Source organism: Streptomyces chiangmaiensis (genome assembly GCF_036281785.1).
Classification (GTDB): Bacteria; Actinomycetota; Actinomycetes; order Streptomycetales; family Streptomycetaceae; genus Streptomyces; species Streptomyces chiangmaiensis.
In genome coordinates, this window is sequence record NZ_JAYWVC010000066.1 from 1 (window position 1) to 16,111 (window position 16,111).

General features: G+C 70.1%; 15 protein-coding genes. 2 read left to right on the forward strand and 13 right to left on the reverse strand.

Features of this window, described 5'->3' with window-relative positions; all coding sequences use genetic code 11:
• Positions 1-92: 92 nt before the first annotated feature.
• The 6 genes from VXC91_RS20165 to VXC91_RS20190 all read right to left on the reverse strand — a co-directional run bounded on the left by VXC91_RS20165 (position 93) and on the right by VXC91_RS20190 (position 4,260).
• Positions 93-761 (reverse strand): histidine phosphatase family protein, encoded by a 669-nt coding sequence (locus VXC91_RS20165; protein ID WP_329508682.1) that lies wholly within the window; start codon positions 759-761, stop codon positions 93-95.
• Positions 758-1,216 carry a ribosome silencing factor gene (rsfS, locus tag VXC91_RS20170; protein WP_329508683.1) on the reverse strand — a complete coding sequence of 153 codons (459 nt, stop codon included), beginning with the start codon at positions 1,214-1,216 and terminating at the stop codon, positions 758-760. The genes VXC91_RS20165 and rsfS overlap by 4 nt, the downstream gene beginning before the upstream one ends.
• 110 nt (positions 1,217-1,326) lie before the next feature.
• Positions 1,327-3,060 carry an LCP family protein gene (locus VXC91_RS20175; protein WP_329508684.1) on the reverse strand — a complete coding sequence of 578 codons (1,734 nt, stop codon included), beginning with the start codon at positions 3,058-3,060 and terminating at the stop codon, positions 1,327-1,329.
• A 16-nt stretch (positions 3,061-3,076) separates the two neighbouring features.
• Positions 3,077-3,739, reverse strand: coding sequence for a nicotinate-nucleotide adenylyltransferase (nadD, locus tag VXC91_RS20180; RefSeq protein ID WP_329508685.1), 663 nt, complete (start codon positions 3,737-3,739; stop codon positions 3,077-3,079).
• Between the two features lie 81 nt (positions 3,740-3,820).
• Positions 3,821-3,976, reverse strand: coding sequence for a hypothetical protein (locus tag VXC91_RS20185; protein ID WP_329508686.1), 156 nt, complete (start codon positions 3,974-3,976; stop codon positions 3,821-3,823).
• Between the two features lie 131 nt (positions 3,977-4,107).
• Positions 4,108-4,260, reverse strand: coding sequence for a hypothetical protein (locus VXC91_RS20190; RefSeq protein WP_329508687.1), 153 nt, complete (start codon positions 4,258-4,260; stop codon positions 4,108-4,110).
• Positions 4,261-4,408: 148 nt separating this feature from the next.
• On the opposite strand from VXC91_RS20190, the gene VXC91_RS20195 reads away from it, so the two are divergent.
• Entirely contained in the window at positions 4,409-5,527 is a 1,119-nt protein-coding gene (locus VXC91_RS20195; RefSeq protein WP_329508688.1) for a M48 family metallopeptidase, read from the forward strand.
• A gap of 264 nt (positions 5,528-5,791) precedes the next feature.
• Here the strand turns inward: VXC91_RS20195 and VXC91_RS20200 are convergent, their stop codons facing one another.
• The 5 genes from VXC91_RS20200 to proB all read right to left on the reverse strand — a co-directional run bounded on the left by VXC91_RS20200 (position 5,792) and on the right by proB (position 10,802).
• Positions 5,792-6,859, reverse strand: coding sequence for an SCO2583 family membrane protein (locus tag VXC91_RS20200; protein WP_329508689.1), 1,068 nt, complete (start codon positions 6,857-6,859; stop codon positions 5,792-5,794).
• A 110-nt stretch (positions 6,860-6,969) separates the two neighbouring features.
• Complete coding sequence (locus VXC91_RS20205; RefSeq protein ID WP_329508690.1) at positions 6,970-7,572, reverse strand: SCO2584 family spore wall biosynthesis protein; 603 nt, start codon at positions 7,570-7,572, stop codon at positions 6,970-6,972.
• A gap of 120 nt (positions 7,573-7,692) precedes the next feature.
• Positions 7,693-8,979 (reverse strand): glutamate-5-semialdehyde dehydrogenase, encoded by a 1,287-nt coding sequence (locus tag VXC91_RS20210; RefSeq protein ID WP_329508691.1) that lies wholly within the window; start codon positions 8,977-8,979, stop codon positions 7,693-7,695.
• Between the two features lie 61 nt (positions 8,980-9,040).
• Complete coding sequence (locus tag VXC91_RS20215; protein ID WP_329508692.1) at positions 9,041-9,529, reverse strand: hypothetical protein; 489 nt, start codon at positions 9,527-9,529, stop codon at positions 9,041-9,043.
• Between the two features lie 145 nt (positions 9,530-9,674).
• Positions 9,675-10,802, reverse strand: a complete 1,128-nt coding sequence (gene proB / locus VXC91_RS20220) for a glutamate 5-kinase (RefSeq protein ID WP_329508693.1) — start codon at positions 10,800-10,802, stop codon at positions 9,675-9,677.
• A gap of 191 nt (positions 10,803-10,993) precedes the next feature.
• Between proB and VXC91_RS20225 the strand changes: the two genes are divergently transcribed.
• Positions 10,994-12,406, forward strand: coding sequence for a polysaccharide pyruvyl transferase family protein (locus VXC91_RS20225; RefSeq protein ID WP_329508694.1), 1,413 nt, complete (start codon positions 10,994-10,996; stop codon positions 12,404-12,406).
• A gap of 72 nt (positions 12,407-12,478) precedes the next feature.
• Here VXC91_RS20225 and VXC91_RS20230 read toward each other — a convergent pair whose 3' ends face one another.
• Both VXC91_RS20230 and VXC91_RS20235 read right to left on the reverse strand, forming a co-directional pair.
• Positions 12,479-13,675 carry a glycosyltransferase family 2 protein gene (locus tag VXC91_RS20230; protein ID WP_329508695.1) on the reverse strand — a complete coding sequence of 399 codons (1,197 nt, stop codon included), beginning with the start codon at positions 13,673-13,675 and terminating at the stop codon, positions 12,479-12,481.
• 220 nt (positions 13,676-13,895) lie between these two features.
• Positions 13,896-15,998: a hypothetical protein gene (locus VXC91_RS20235; RefSeq protein ID WP_329508696.1), complete on the reverse strand. Its 2,103-nt coding sequence runs from the start codon at positions 15,996-15,998 to the stop codon at positions 13,896-13,898.
• Positions 15,999-16,111 lie beyond the last annotated feature (113 nt).

The window sequence follows — 16,111 nt, forward strand, 5'->3', positions numbered from 1 at the left end:
GGTTCTTCCCGCTCGGCGAGGCGAACAAGAAGAACTTTAGCCTGCGACCTGCCGGAAAGTGAAATCCGTGTCCCGGCGCCGGTGAGGAGGTGTCAGTCGTCGTCGCCGAGTACCGGTTCCGGAAGCGTGCCCGCATTGTGCTCCAGGAGGCGCCAGCCACGCACGCCTTCGCCGATGACGGACCAGCAGCAGTTGGAGAGACCACCGAGGCTCTCCCAGTGGCGGGACTCGAGGCCGAGCAGTCGTCCGATGGTGGTGCGGATCGTGCCGCCGTGACTGACCACCACGAGGGTGCCGTCCTCGGGGAGCTTCTCCGCGTGCCGCAGGACCACGGGGGCGGCACGCTCGGCGACCTCGGTCTCCAGTTCACCCCCGCCGCGGCGGACGGGTTCACCACGCTTCCAGGCGGCGTACTCCTCGCCGTGCCGGGCGATGATCTCCTGGTGCGTCAGCCCCTGCCAGACACCCGCGTACGTCTCACGCAGGGCCTCGTCGAGGGCGACCTCCAGGCCCGTGAGCGCGGCCAGCTCGGCGGCCGTGGCGGCGGCGCGCTTGAGGTCGGAGGCGATGATCGCGTCGGGCTTCAGGGAGGCGAGCAGCCGGGCCGAGCGGCGGGCCTGGCCCACGCCGGTCTCGGTCAGCTCGACGTCCGTGGAGCCCTGGAAGCGGCGTTCCACGTTCCAGGACGTCTGGCCGTGCCGCCACAGGATGAGGCGGCGTCCTCGGCCCCTCTTCGCCGTGTCGGCACCGGAGACCGTCACCGCAGTTCCCCGCCGAGCTCGGCGTTCATCTCGGCGGCGTCCTCGGCGGCCTGCAGCCGGGCGTGCTCCGCCGCCTTGCCGCGGGTGGCCTTGGCGTCGGCGGGCAGCGCCAGCTCGGGGCAGTCCTTCCAGAGCCGCTCCAGCGCGTAGAAGACCCGCTCCTCGCTGTGCTGGACGTGCACCACGATGTCGACGTAGTCCAGCAGCACCCAGCGGGCCTCGCGGTCGCCCTCGCGGCGCACCGGCTTGGCATCGAGTTCCTTGTTCAGCCGCTCCTCGATCTCGTCGACGATCGACTTGACCTGGCGGTCGTTGGGCGCGGACGCCAGCAGGAAGGCGTCCGTGATCGACAGCACGTCGCTGACGTCGTAGGCGATGATGTCGTGCGCGAGCTTGTCGGCGGCCGCCTGCGCGGCGGTGTTGATGAGCTCGAGAGAGCGGTCCGTTGCGGTCACTACGAGGCTTTCCGTCGGCGGTCAGTGATACCTCAAGGGTCTCACGGACCGCGGACGGCACCCCATGCGATTAACGAACCACACCCCGGTGTCCCGGGGTGTGGTCCACGTCACGACGACGTCTTGTAGTCCTGGCCGAGCACGACCGAGACATCGGCGCTGTTCGCGATCTTGCCCTTCCGCACGGAGCCGGTGGGCAGACCCAGCGTCTTGGCCACCTCGATCGCGTTCTCCTTGTCGCCGTCGTCGGCGTAGACGACCTGGGACGTGCTCTGCGCGGTGCCGCTGCCGGCGTCGATGAAGGTGTAGCCGCCGTTGACCAGCGTGACCCGGGCCTTCTCGGCGGTGGACTTGGCGCCGGTGGCGTTCTTGATCCCGACCCGGACGGCGTCGCCGGCCTGGGGACTCTTCACGGTGCCGCCGAGCAGGCTCTTCACCACGGTGTCGGTGGCCTTCTCGCCGACCGTGCCATCGGACTGGACCGGCAGCAGTGCGGTCTTGTAGTCACCCTGCTTGGCCTGGTCGGCGAGCTTGGCGAGGAAGCTGCCGAGGTCCTTGTCGGACAGCGAGGGGTCGAGGATCTGGGCGAGCGTCTGCACGGTGACCGTGGCGGCCTGCGGGTCGGAGGACATCTTGCGCAGCACGCCCTCCATGACCTGGCCGAACCGCTCCAGCTGGGCGTCCTGGGACTCACCGGGGGCGCGGTAGGTGGCGTACGCGACGGCCATCTTGCCGTTGAGGGTCTGCTCCTCCCCCTTGTGCACCAGGGGGGCGCCGCCCTTCTTCTTGGCGTCGGGGTCGGGGACGTCGGCGTTCGTGGTGACCTCGATGTTGCCCACGAGCTCGACGAGGTTGTTCAGGTAGGGGGTGTCGAGGCGCCAGGTGCCCTCGACCTTGGTGCCCAGGACGGAGTCGATGGCGTCGCCGGTGCCGGCGGAGCCGTCGTCGGCGACCGACTTGGCGAGGGTGGTCGTGGTGCCGTCGTCGGAGGTCAGGGCAAGGGAGTTGGGCAGCAGGACGGTGGCGCCCTGCTTGGTGGTGGTGTTGTCGACGAGCAGCGCGGTGGAGGTGCCGCCGCCCTTGGTGTTGTGCAGATGGACGACGATCACGTCGCGGTTCTGGGCGCCCACAGGTGTCGCCGTGCCGGACTTGGTACCACCGGAGGAGGTACCGGGCAGCTTGCCCGCGTACCAGAGGTAGCCGACACCGCCGACGGCCGCCAGGGCCAGGACCACGACGAGGGCGACGATCCGGCTGCGGGCCCGGCGCCTGGCCTCCTCGCGGCGCTCGGTGCGGTTCTCGGTGAACTGCAGCCAGTCGATGACGTCTTCGGAGTCGCCGTCGGGCTCCTCGACGAAGGCGAACTGCTCGGTGCGGTAGTCGCGGTCGCCGCGCGGCTCCCTCTGCGCGAAGGTGTCCGTGCGGCCGGCCGCGTCGCCTGCGCCACGGCCCACCGTGTCCCCCGGGCGCCCCGGCCCGTTCCCGGCGGGGCCCGCCTGCTGCGGGATGTAGGCGGTCTGCTCGGCAACACGCGGCTGCTGGCCGCTCGTTGCCGCCTGGCCGTAGGGGTCGTGGCCGCCGGTGGTGGGGGTTCCGTAGGGGGCGTAGGGATCGTACGAGGTGACGGGCGGCTGCTGGCCGGTGTGGTGGGGCCGCTGCGCGCCGGTCGCGTACGGGTCGTAGCCGTAGCCCTGGGGCTGCTGGTGCTGCTGCGTGCCGTAGGGATCGTAGCCCTGCGGGTTCTGCTGCGCGGGCACCTGCCGGTACACAGGCTGCCCGAACTCGTCGTAGCCGACGAGTTCGTACTGGTCGCCCCCCGCGTATCCGTCGTATCGGTCGTTCACCGGTGCCCCTCTCGGCTCACTCGCCGCGGTACAGCTGCCGCTTGTCGATGTAGCGCACCACACCGTCCGGCACCAGATACCAGACGGGTTCGCCCATGGCGACTCTCGCACGACAGTCTGTGGAGGAGATGGCCAGAGCGGGAACCTCGACCAGCGAGACTCCGCCCTCCGGGAGACCCGGGTCGGCCAGCGTGTGACCGGGGCGGGTGACGCCGATGAAGTGTGCGAGGGAGAACAGCTCGTCCGTGTAACGCCAGGTGAGGATCTGGCCCAGCGCGTCGGCGCCGGTGATGAAGAACAGATCCGTGTCGGGATTGAGGGCCTTCAGGTCGCGCAGGGTGTCCGTGGTGTAGGTGGGACCACCGCGGTCGATGTCGATGCGGCTGACCGAGAACTGGGGGTTCTCCGCGGTCGCGATGACCGTCATCAGATAGCGGTCCTCGGCAGGGGCGACCTTGCGGTCGGTCTTCTGCCACGGCTGCCCGGTCGGTACGAACACCACCTCGTCGAGATGGAACTGCGCGGCCACCTCACTGGCCGCGACCAGATGCCCGTGGTGAATCGGGTCAAACGTTCCGCCCATGACGCCGAGGCGGCGTTTGCCCGGGTTGGACGGCCCGCTTCCGGGGCCGGGTCCCGGGCCCTTCGCCGGACCGGTGGGCATGCGCTGCTCTCCCATGCCTGCAGACACTACCGGCCCGGCCGCCGGGCGTCGGCCCACAGGCCTCCGGGACGGCCGGGACCAGGCACTTCGCCGGACTCAGCGGTCGCGGTTGAAGCGAGTGGTGATCCACAGCAGCAGCAGGAGGATGACGAGGGCGCCTCCGCCCGTCATGAACGGGCTGATGCTCGAGTGGCGTTCGCCTTCGCCCTCGGCGAGAGTGACCAACTGGGCAGCGGTGCTGTGGAAGCTCATCTTCGGCAGAACCTATCCGGTGTGGGCGGGATAAAGACGTCGACTCATCGTAAGCGGGGACCTGCGCACCGATCACGCCGACTCCACCATTGGGTCCGTGGCGCTCGTGCGGAGAGCCGCGGCCGCTGCGGTCACCTGCGCTTGTATCCCCGCAACAGCAACCAGGCGGTCAGGGCGCAGCCGAGGACCATCACGATCAGCACGACGCGGAGCAGGTTGCCCGGGCCCTGCCGGCCGGCGGCCATGACGACTTCGGTGAGCCAGGCGGCGGAAGTGTGCTCCATGGTTCGCTCCTTACGGTGTGCTGCCCTGCCACGGTATCTCCGCCTAGGCTGGATCCCGCTTCTGGGGCACATCGGGCGTCGCGTGTCCACGCACCGGCGGGACCCGATGACCCGTCGCACAGTGATCATCAGACACATGGGGGACCACATGTCCGACGAAAGCCACCAGCAGAACGGGCACGAGCACGTGCCGAGCAGGCGGCGCAGGCGCTTCCAGGGGATCTCCTCGCGGGCGTACGAACACCCCGCGGACCGTTCGGCCCTGGTGGCCCTGCGCAAGCTCAGCGGCTTCGACACGGTCTTCAAGGCGCTCAGCGGTCTGCTGCCCGAGCGCAGCCTGCGGCTGCTGTTCCTGTCCGACTCCGTACGGGTCTCGGACGCGCAGTTCGCCCATCTCAACGACATGCTGCGGGACGCCTGTTACATCCTGGACCTGGAGAAGGTCCCCCCGATGTACGTCACCCAGGACCCGCAGCCGAACGCGATGTGCATCGGTCTGGACGAGCCCATCATCGTCGTGACGACCGGACTGGTGGAGCTCCTGGACGAGGAGGAGATGCGGGCGGTCGTCGGGCACGAGGTCGGGCACGCGCTGTCCGGCCACTCGGTCTACCGGACCGTCCTGCTGTTCCTGACCAACCTGGCAATCCGCATCGCCTGGATCCCGCTGGGCAATATCGCGATCATGGCGATCGTGACCGCGCTGCGGGAGTGGTTCCGCAAGTCGGAGCTGTCGGCCGACCGGGCCGGGCTGCTGGTCGGGCAGGACCTGCAGTCCTCGATGCGAGGGCTGATGAAGATAGCGGGCGGGAACCATCTGCACGAGATGAACGTGGACGCGTTCCTGGAGCAGGCCGAGGAGTACGAGGCCGGGGGCGATCTGCGTGACTCGGTGCTGAAGATCCTCAACGTGCTGCCGCGCACCCATCCTTTCACCGCGGTCCGCGCGGCCGAACTGAAGAAGTGGGCGGCGTCCCGTGACTACCAACGGATCATGGACGGCCACTATCCGCGACGCACCGAGGACAAGGACACCTCGGTGTCGGACTCCTTCCGGGAGTCGGCGGCAAGCTACGCCAACGAGGTGAAGGAGTCCAAGGACCCGCTGATGAAGCTGGTCAGCGATATCGCGGGCGGGGCGGGCGACCTCGGCGGCCGGGTGAAGCGCGGCTTCTCCGGCTTCGCGGGTGGCGCACCCAAGGAGGACACGCGCCGCGAGCCGCGCGACGCCCAACGGGACGACGAGGGCCCCGACGGCGGCGCCTGAGCGACCGCAGGCTCACCACCAGCCGCGCCCCCCACAGCCGGGCGGCACGCGGCCCGGACACCGCCTCTGGTCCGGCTCAGGGCCAGGGGCGGGCCCGGCCCCGGCGATCGTCCCCGCTGCGAGGGCGCCCCATGGGAACGGCTCTCCTGGGCAGGGCGGCTCCCGGACCGCGTGGGAACGGCTCTCCTGGGCGGGTGATGCGACAACGCGGCGCGAGGTGCCGTGCCGGGCGCCGCGAGCCGGTGAACCTTTCCGGTCGCCGCACTAGACCTTCGGCTGGGCGCTCGTCGCGAGGGTGCCGCACAAGGCCGTGGCGTTGCCCGTGGCGTAGGGGTCGGTGCCGGCCGGGCCGCCCGCCTTGGCCGTCTGGCCCGCGAGCAGCGGACGCAGATGGTCCGCGGAGTCGTCGGCGCAGGCGAGCGGGCCGGCCTGGACGTACGAGGCGACCAGCTGGGCCTGGTTCATCCGCAGGTCCTCGCGGTCGAAGCGGAAGGTCAGCTCGCGTCGCACGGTGAACAGCGACGCCTTGGCCTTGGCGTCGGCGCCGGTCGGCTTCAACGCGTACACCATGGTGTGGTCGGAGGTGACCTCCAGCGTGTCGGAGTCGGCCTCTGTCGCCTGCAGCGTGCCCTGGACGCGAATGCTGCGGTCGGCCAGCTGGACCCGGGACGGGTCGAAGCGGACCAGCCAGCCGGTGGCAGCGTGCCGTCCGTCGGCGGCCGGGTGGCTGAAACTCTGATCGAACTGGTCGAGCTGCTGGGGGTCGAGCAGCACGCGGACCGAGCGCACGGCGCCGCCGGTGAGGACGGCCGGATCCAGGGCGGACTCGACGAGGTAGTCCTTCGCGGTGGTCAGCGCGGCGACGATCTGGCTGTCGGAGAAGTGCGCGGTGCGCCGGGTGGCGGGGAAGGCGATGCCCTTGCCGCCGACGCGGAACTGGGCGGCGGGGCTGTGTGTGTACAGCAGCTCGGGGTCGGTGGAGCCGGGTACGGCGGACCGCGGGGCGAGGGGTATCACCGTCATGCGCAGCGGCTCGGCCGGCAGCGTCTCGGGCGCCGGGTACGGATGGCGCACGCCCATGTAGATCGCGGTACCGAAGGCGACGGCTATCAGCAGGACGAGGATGAGCGCCTGCCGGGTCAGTCCCCGGCGCACCGGCGGGCGCCGGCGCACGGCCGGGGCATGGTCGCCCATGCGCTCGCGCGCGGAGTACTCCTGAAGCCGGGCAGCCCTGACGAACGACTCGTCGAACACGACGGATCGGTACTCGTCCTCGCCACCACCGGGAGCGCCCTCGGGTGTCCCCTCCGGTGGGTCTCCAGGCCCGCCCATATCTTCAGAGTAGGTCTCTGGGAGCTCAGGTAAACGCCCTGGTACACGACAAGTTCTGACAGGTTCTCACCGTGGTTTCGAACGGATGTCGAACATGCTCGTTCGGGCCCTCAAGGTGTCCTGGGCACCGCCGAGAACGCCGGTGGCGAGTAGTCCGCGGACGCCGAGGGTCCTGTGCCCGCGCTCGCCTCCCGGCCCTGTTCGAGACCGGTGGTGGCCGGCGGAGGAACCTGCTCCTGGCGGCCCGAGGACGCGCCTCGGTACACCGCCGTGAACGCCAGTGCGACCATGCCTATGCCCATCACGAGGGCGAGCAGCCAGGCGACGGGGCGGTGCCAGCGGGCGCCCCTGCCGTAGGTGCCCGGTGCGCCGTAGCGGTCCTCGAGGATCTCCGTGTCGTCCAGGCCGTCCAGAGCCCGGCCGGGACCGAATTCTCCGCCGTCGTCGGGGTCGAACCCGTCCTCGTAACGCTCGTCGTCGCTGCGTGCGCCCCGGGCGTGCGCCCGGCGCGCCTCGGCCTCCTGGGCATCCGCGCGGGCCTGGGCGGCGGCGAGGAGTCTCTCGACGGCCGTCGGCTCGTGGACCTGGGCGGCCCGCACGAAGGCCTCGTCGAAGACCACGGAGGCGAACTCTTCGTCCGTCCCTCCGCGGTCGCGGTCGTCGTCGGGCTCCCGGCCGTCACCGAACGGCGTGCCCCCCACGTCCTCCGGCACGGCTCCAGAGTAGACCTGGGGGGTCAATTTGGGCAGACGGTAAGGAAATTCATCCGCCCGGCCAGACGGTTTCCAAGCCGTTGCCGGGGACAACCAACCATGCGGTCGCTGAGCGGCCGCTCAGCGACGGATGTGCCCGTCACCGGTCACGATGTACTTGGTGCTCGTCAGCTCGGGCAGACCCATGGGGCCTCTGGCGTGCAGCTTCTGGGTGGAGATGCCGATCTCCGCGCCGAAGCCGAACTGGCCGCCGTCCGTGAAGCGCGTCGAGGCGTTCACGGCGACCGTGGTCGAATCGACCAATTGGGTGAAACGACGCGCCGCCTGCTGCGAGGTGGTGACGATTGCCTCGGTGTGACCGGAGCTCCACAGCCGGATGTGCTGTACGGCCCTGTCCAGGGAGTCCACGACCGCGGCGGCGATGTCGTACGAGAGGTACTCGGTGTCCCAGTCCTCGGGCGTGGCCTCCACGACCGTGGCCCCCGAGCCCTTGGCGTAGGCCATCACGCGCTCGTCGCCGTGCACGGTGACCCCGGCCTCGGCCAGGGCCTCCAGGGCCCGAGGCAGGAACTCGGGGGCGATGTCCTGGTGCACCAGCAGCGTCTCGGCCGCATTGCACACGCTCACCCGCTGGGCCTTGGAGTTGATCAGGATCTCGATCGCCATGTCGATGTCGGCCTGGGCGTCGACGTAGACGTGGCAGTTGCCGGTGCCGGTCTCGATCACCGGGACCGTGGACTCCTCCACCACGGTGCGGATCAGCGAGGCGCCGCCGCGCGGGATGAGCACGTCGACCAGGCCGCGGGCGCGCATCAACTCGCGGACGGACTCACGGCTCTCGCCGGGCACGAGCTGCACGGCGTCGGCGGGCAGACCGGAGCCGCCCACGGCGTCGCGCAGGACCCGGACCAGGGCGGTGTTGGACTCGTGCGCGGAGGACGAGCCGCGCAGCAGCACCGCGTTCCCGGACTTCAGGCACAACGCGGCGGCGTCGACGGTCACATTGGGCCGGGCCTCGTAGATGATCCCCACGACGCCGAGCGGGACGCGGACCTGGCGCAGGTCGATGCCGTTGGGGAGGGTGGAGCCACGGACGACCTCGCCGACCGGGTCGGGCAGGGCGGCGACGTCCCTGACGTCGGAGGCGATCGCCCGGATCCGCTCGGGCGTGAGCGTGAGCCGGTCGATGATGGCCTCGCTGGTGCCCGCCTCACGGGCCCTGGCGATGTCCTTGGCGTTGGCCTCGACGATCTCGCTCGCACGGACCTCCAGCGCGTCCGCGACGGCCAGCAGGGCGTCGTCCTTCTCGACCCGCGGCAGCGGCGCGAGGTCGTCGGCGGCGACCTTGGCACGGTAGGCGGCCTGGGCGACCGGGGACATCGAGTCGTGCGGCGAGAGCGTGGTCATGGGGGAAGGGTAGTGCTCCGGACGGAACCGTCCACGGCTTGTTCCACGCACCGAGACACCCTCAAAACGGATGAACTCCGACCGGCGTCGCCGGCGGCGGCCCGTACCCCTCGGCCACCCGCTGGTGATAGGTCTCGCGGTCGATGACCTCGAGGCCGACGATCTCCCAGGGCGGAAGCCCCGCAGTGTGGCGGTGCTCGCCCCACAGACGCAGCGCGACCGCGGCGGCGTCGTGCAGGTCGCGGGCCTCCTCCCAGTAGCGGATCTCCGCGTGATCGGCGGCATAGCGGCTGGTCAGCAGGAAGGGATGGTCGTGGGCGAGCTGCTCCAGGGCGCGCCGCACCTCCATCAGCGGGGCCCGGTCGCCGGAGACGCTGAGCGTGACATGCCACAGCCGGGGGACGTCGCGGGGTGCCTCGTACGCGTCGCCTTCCGCGACGCCGGTCAGTGCACGCTCCTCCCCGGCCGTACGGGGAGAACCGCCGTCACGAGGGGCACCGGAGGTGCCGCGACCGCGGAACGCCGCCGCCCCAGGGCGCACTCGTCTCACGACGGCCTCCTCAACGCAGTACTCGTGCGGAACGTGTCCCCGAAACACGTCCCCAGACAAAGTGGAGCAGGCCCCAGGGCTCCGTGGGGCGGTTTTACGGAACGTCCCCCACCGGAAGACCGCACGGAGCGGACCTTTCGGCCCGTTACGGGTGCAGGATGACCAGGTCGTCCCGGTGGACGACCTCGCGTTCGTAGGCGGGGCCCAGGTCGCGCGCCAGTTCCCGGGTCGAGCGGCCGATCAGCCGGGGGATCTCCTTGGCGTCGAAGTTGACGAGCCCGCGCGCCACCGCCACGCCCGCGCTGTCGCGCAGTTCGACGGGGTCGCCCGCGGTGAAGTCGCCCTCGACCGCGGCGATGCCGGCGGGCAGCAGCGACTTGCGGCGCTCGACGACCGCGCGCACGGCCCCGTCGTCCAGCGTGAGCGCGCCCTGCGGGGTGGAGGCGTGCTGCAGCCACAGCAGCCGGTCGGCGGAGCGCTTGCCGGTGGGATGGAAGTACGTGCCCGTGCCCCGGCCCGAGAGGGCGTCCGCGGCGTGGACGGTGGAGGTGAGCACCACGGGGATGCCGGCGGCCGCCGCGATCCGGGCCGCCTCGATCTTGGTGACCATGCCGCCGGTGCCGACGCCGGCCTTGCCGACGCTGCCGATCTCCACATGGGCGAGGTCCTCCGGCCCCCGCACCTCCGCTATGCGTGAGGTGCCCGGCCTGCTGGGGTCCCCGTCGTACACGCCGTCCACGTCCGACAACAGGACCAGCAGGTCGGCGTGGACGAGGTGGGCGACGAGCGCGGCGAGGCGGTCGTTGTCCCCGAAGCGGATCTCGTCCGTGGCGACCGTGTCGTTCTCGTTGACGACCGGAAGCGCGCCCATCGCCAGGAGCTTGTCGAGGGTGCGGGAGGCGTTGCGGTGATGGGCGCGGCGGCTGGTGTCGTCGGAGGTGAGCAGCACCTGGCCGACGCGGATGCCGTGGCGGGCACAGGAAGCGGCGTAGCGGGCCACCAGCAGACCCTGGCCGACACTGGCCGCGGCCTGCTGCCGGGCCAGGTCCCGGGGGCGGCGGCGTAGACCGAGGGGGGCGAGACCGGCGGCGATGGCCCCCGAGGAGACCAGGACGATCTCCTTCTCGCCTCCGCTGCGGTGCTTGGCGAGCACGTCGACGAGGGCGTCGACACGGTCCGCGTCGAGCCCGCCCGCCGCCGTGGTCAGCGAGGAGGAGCCCACTTTGACGACGATCCGATGGGCCTGCGCCACGGCCTGCCTTGCCCCTGCCACCTGCTGTGCTTCCCCTCGCGCGTCGATCCGGCTCCCGCCCGGCAATCTACGCGAACGGGCACGGGTTCCGCGCACCGGTCCAGCACGCGGACGGGCATGGTGTGACCATGTGATCACACCGCGCTTACGGCAAAAAGGTTGCACTGGTCTCCTATAGAAATTAAAGATGATGCAAACATAATTTGAACGTCGTGCCACCTAACGTCCACCGCGCACGGCGCGTGCTTCTGCGGTCGGGGAAGAGCCCCTACGACGTCGTCCCCGTGGAGGAAGCCCTCCATCGCGACGTCATCGCCACCAACGCGGGCAATCTGATCTTCAGCGACGCCGCCCACAAGATCCTCGAGACTCCGCACACCGAGGTGGTCTCGAACGGAATTCGGGCCGATGCCGCCGCGGCGGCCCGGATCAACGAGGAGTACGACGCCTTCGTCGTACCGCTCGCCAACGCGTTCCGGCCCTCCTTCGAGACCGGGCTGCAGCGTCTGACGCGACTCATCGGGAAGCTGCGGATCCCCGTAGTGGTGCTGGGCGTAGGTGGGCAGACCGGGCTCAGCTACGACCCGGCGCGGCTGAAGCCGATGGAGCCCACCGTCCGCGAGTTCGTCTCGGCGGTGCTCGACCGCAGCGCGTCCATCGGTGTGCGGGGCGAGTTCACCGAGAAGTATCTGAAGGACATGGGGTTCACGGACGTCGAGGTCATCGGCTGCCCCTCGATGTTCCTGTACGGCAAGGAACTCGCCGTGGACAAGCGGGTGCCCGCCCTGACGCCCGAGTCCCGGATCGCCGTCAACGGCTCGCACAGCGCGGTGCAGAAGCAGGGGCTCGACCGGATCATCACCCGGACCCACGCACGCTATCCGCATCTGCGCTTCGTCGGCCAGAACCTCAGCGACGCCCGGCAGTTGCACTGGCGGGACCTGTCGGACGCGAACGGTCGGGTCACCGCGATGCCGACGCACCCGGACCACCCGATGTACCGCGAGGACAAGGTCCGGGTCTACATCGACCCCGTCACCTGGATCGACGACCTGCGCGGCTTCGACTTCTCCTTCGGCTCCCGCATCCACGGCAACATCGCGGCGCTGCTGGCGGGCACACCCGCGACCGTGCTGTGCGGGGACTCGCGGACGCTGGAGCTGTGCCGGTACTTCGACATCCCGCACCGCAGAATCGACGCCCTGCCCGAGGACCTCGACCCGGCCCGGCTCTACGAGGAGGCCGACTTCACGGCGCTGACCCGCGGACACCAGGAGCGCTTCGAGCGTTTCACGGCGTTCCTGGACAAGAACGGCCTGGAGAACACCTTCACGCACGGTGACGGCGGCGCGGCCTTCGACGAGCGCATGAGGTCGCTGTCCTTCCCGGCCGGCCTGCGTCCCTGGAACGACTCCGATGTCGCCTCGCTCTCCACGCGGTTCGGCTGGCTGCAGAGCCGCATCATCCAACTGTCCCAGGACAACGCGAAGTTGAGGCGCGACGTGGCGCGGGCGAACGCGAGCACCAAGGCCGCTGCGGCGGTGCCGCCGCCCTCGGTCTACCGCCGGGCGCGCCGGGCGGTGGGGCGGCCGCTCCGCAAGGCGCTGCAGTCCGGGGGCAAATAGGCGGCCCAGCGTCGCCGTTCCGGTGCGGTCGACGGGGGCGCGCTCTTGTGGGCGGGCCCCCGGCAGCGGCCCTCAGGCCGCCCGTCGCACTTTCAGCACCCGCCGGGCCGCCTTCCGCAGTCGCTTGAAGTGGACCGTCGTCAGCGGCTTGAAGGCCTCGATCGTGAGCGTCTCGCGGGTCGTCGGCACGAACCAGTCGTCCGGGAGGCCCGCGGTGGCGTCGCGGAAGTGCGGGTAGCCGAGGTAGGCCTTGCCGGTTCGCGGCTCCATGAAGACCGTGGGCGCCTTGTTCGCGCTGACGAACGCCAGCACGTCGGCCAGCAGGTCCTCGCGGCCCCGCGCCACCAGGTGCAGCCGCAGCCGCTCGTTGACCTTCAGCCGCCCGGCGATGCCCTCGTGCCAGTACGCGTCCATCAGCGGCTTGGCGAGCTCCAGCTTGTGGGCGCGCACCTCCTCGTCGCCCCTGAGGAAGGCGGGCCCGAACTGCGGGAGGAGGGTGATCAGGAAGGGGCGGACCATCAGGGAGTCGCGGCGCGGGCCCGCGGGCACGTGCTCGGCGATGAGCTCCATGAGGGCGCGGGCCGAGTCGAAGCGCAGGGTGTAGCTGCCGCTCTTGGTGACGTGCTTGCCGTCGTCCCGGCCGACCAGGTAGTAGCAGACGTAGTCGGAGATCACGGAGACGCCGTCCGCGCGGAGGTACGCCTCCATCGTGAACAGGGCGTCCTCACCGGTCTTCAGCGACTCGTCGAAGTGCATCCCGTGCCGCGTGAGCAGCTCGCGCCGGAAGAGCTTCTGTGCGCTCAGTGTGAACTTGATCTGCGAGGAGAAGACGTCGGTCCGCGGCAGGGTCTTGCCCCACATCGACTTGGGGGCGGTGCGGTTGACGCCGACGACCTTGCCGAGCACGACATCGGTCCCCTGCTCGTCGGCCATGGCGACCATGCGCTCCAGCGCCTCGGCCCCGAGTCGGTCGTCCGCGTCGAGGAAGAACACATACCGTCCGCGGGCCCTCTCCAGGCCTACGTTGCGCGGGCGGCTGGGACCGCCGGAGTTCTCCTGATGAATGACCGTGACGGCCATGGGAGCGCGCTTGGCGAACTCCTCCAGCTGGTCACCCGTCCCGTCCGTCGAACCGTCGTCGACGGCGATGACCTCGATCCGCGCCGGGTCGAGCGTCTGCGCCTGCACAGACTCCAGGCACTCGACCAGGTACGGCATCGCCTCGTACGCCCCGATGATCACAGATACATCAGGCTGCGCAGCGGTCACGGTTCCCCCTTGTCACGGGACATCCCCCGCTTGTCTCCGGCACTTACCCATAAGAGATCCGACGCCGTGCGCGGGTTGCCCCCACTCCACGGATTCGTGACACAAGTCACATAACGAACGGACACCAAACCACAGTAGGCCGCCACGGTAAGAGCAAGGAAAGAACCCGGGTGCCGAGGAGTCTCTCCTCGGCACCCGGGCCCTTGGGCCGTACGGCGTATCAGCCCTTGACCACGTCGGTCGTCTCGTCGGCGGGCGTGGCGCGCTGGCCCGGCAGCGCGCTCGCCGGCTCCGCGGCGGACACCCGGGCACCGGACTCCTGGCCGTGGTTGCGGGCCTCGGCCTTCTGCGCCAGGTCGCTCACGGCGGCGTTGAACTGCTCGATCGAGGTCGGCTCGTCCGGGCCCAGCAGATAACGCTTGAGCTCCTGACGTTCGGCGGTCAGTGTGTCGGCCTCGGGATCCCGGACGGCGGCCAGGAGCTCGTCAAGTTCGCGCGCCGAGTTCGACAGGATCACGGCTGCCCGGACCGCCGTGTTCTGCCGCTTGAACTCCTCGGCGCCGAGCTCCGCGGAGTCGGTGACGGCGTAGGGCTTGCCGCTCGCGATGAAGTCGGAGACCACGCTGGAGATGTCGGAGACCATCGCGTCGGAGGCGTTGAAGCAGTCGTACAGGCGCGGCTCGGAGCCCGTGATGACGCGGTGCTGCCAGGAGCCGAACGAGCGCCAGTAGGCGTCGTTCCATTCGGCGCGCAGCCGGGCGACCTCCTCGTGTCTGGCCACGTCGACCAGACCGTCACGGGTCGCCTCGGCTTCGTCGCCGCTGTCGCCGACCGGCCCGCTCAGCTCCGTGAGCCGGGCCTCGATGCGGGCCAGCTCGGCCTTGGCCTCGGCCTGCGCTGCGGCGTCCGCCGTGAAGCGCGGGTCGGCGGCGCGCTCGGCGGCGGCCTTCTCGATCAGGGCGGTGATCCGCCGGTGCGCGGCACCCGCCTTGGGGCTACGGGTGCCGGTGAAGGGGTGGGGCTTGTACAGGACCCGGACCGGCCGGTCGGCGGCGAGCAACTTCTTCACGATGTTCTCGCCCGCCAGCAGGAGCGAGGTGTTGCCCGGATTGTCGTCCCAGCCTTCCCAGGTGGGCGCGTACAGGACGGTCGGGATGCGCCCCTCGGGCACGCCCCGCCAGGGCTGGATGGGCGCGAGCTGCGGGCGGCCGACCTCGACGATGTCGTCGTCGCGGACGCCGACGTCGGCAAGGGCGTAGCGGTCACGGCCCGCACGGCCCGCCGTCCACACCTCGTCGTAGACCTTGCTGAACGGGTTGACGCTGGCGATCTTGTCGCTGTCGCCGTGGCCGATGAAGACGTGCTTCATGGTCGGGACGCGCAGCATGTGGATGTTCTTGCCGACGTTCGCCGCGTACAGCGTGACACGCACCGTGGACAGATCCAGGTTCATCAGGTGCACCCCTCCGGGCACGCAGATGACCGGGACCGTGGTGGGCAGCAGGTTCTCCAGGATGACGTGCTCGCGGAGGATGATCAGCGGCCGGCTCTCCAGCCGCTCCATCGTCTCCAGCCACATGTTCACCTGGTACGCCGAGTCCTTGGAGCCGGAGAAGTACAGCACCGTCTCCGGGCGGTACTCGCGCAGCCAGCCGCTGGCCGCCTTGAGCACCGTCGCCGCGTTCGGCGGGATCCGCCGGCCGCGGACGTAGGGGGCGAGCGCGGCCACGTAGAGGAAGGCCAGCACCAGGGTGACGGCGACGCCCGTGAGGCCGTAGACGGCCTTGTCGGTGACCGCGGTGACCAGCAGGCCGACAACCGCGACGAGGTCGAGGTGGAGCATCTTCTCGCCGGCGCGGTCGAGCAGCAGGCGCGGCGGGGCGTCCGGAATGCGGATCCGCGAGGCGAGGTCGACGTTGCGAGTGGCGACCGGCATCCTGCGGCGATTGTGGATCAGGGTGACCAGGGCACCGTGCGGGGCCTGGAAGCCGTAGAAGGCGAGGAAGCAGCCGACCGCCGTGTAGAAGACCAGGTCGCTGGAGAGCGAGAGCCGGGCCAGGAGCAGGATCAGCAGCAGCTGACGGATCAGGAACCGGATGGACAGACCGGCCCGCACCTTGCCGAGGCGGTTGATCAGATAGCTGCCGCGCCGGTGCAGATAGTGGTCCGCCAGATAGGTAACTGCGGCCGCGGCCGCGAAGGCACCGACGCTCGGGAGGAGCGCGGCCAGCATCAGCACGGGAAAGCCCAGCATCATGAGGGCCGCCGCGGCCAGCTCGGCCGCACTGCCCACCCGGGCAACGCGTATAGCAGTGGAAATCACGGGGGAACCTGCTCTTGGAGGGGGAGTGCCGGTGGTGGTACGGAGAAAATCTTCGGTAGGTATTTGAAAAGGAATGGGAAAGTTGCTGCGGACGATCTGAAATTTTATGGATT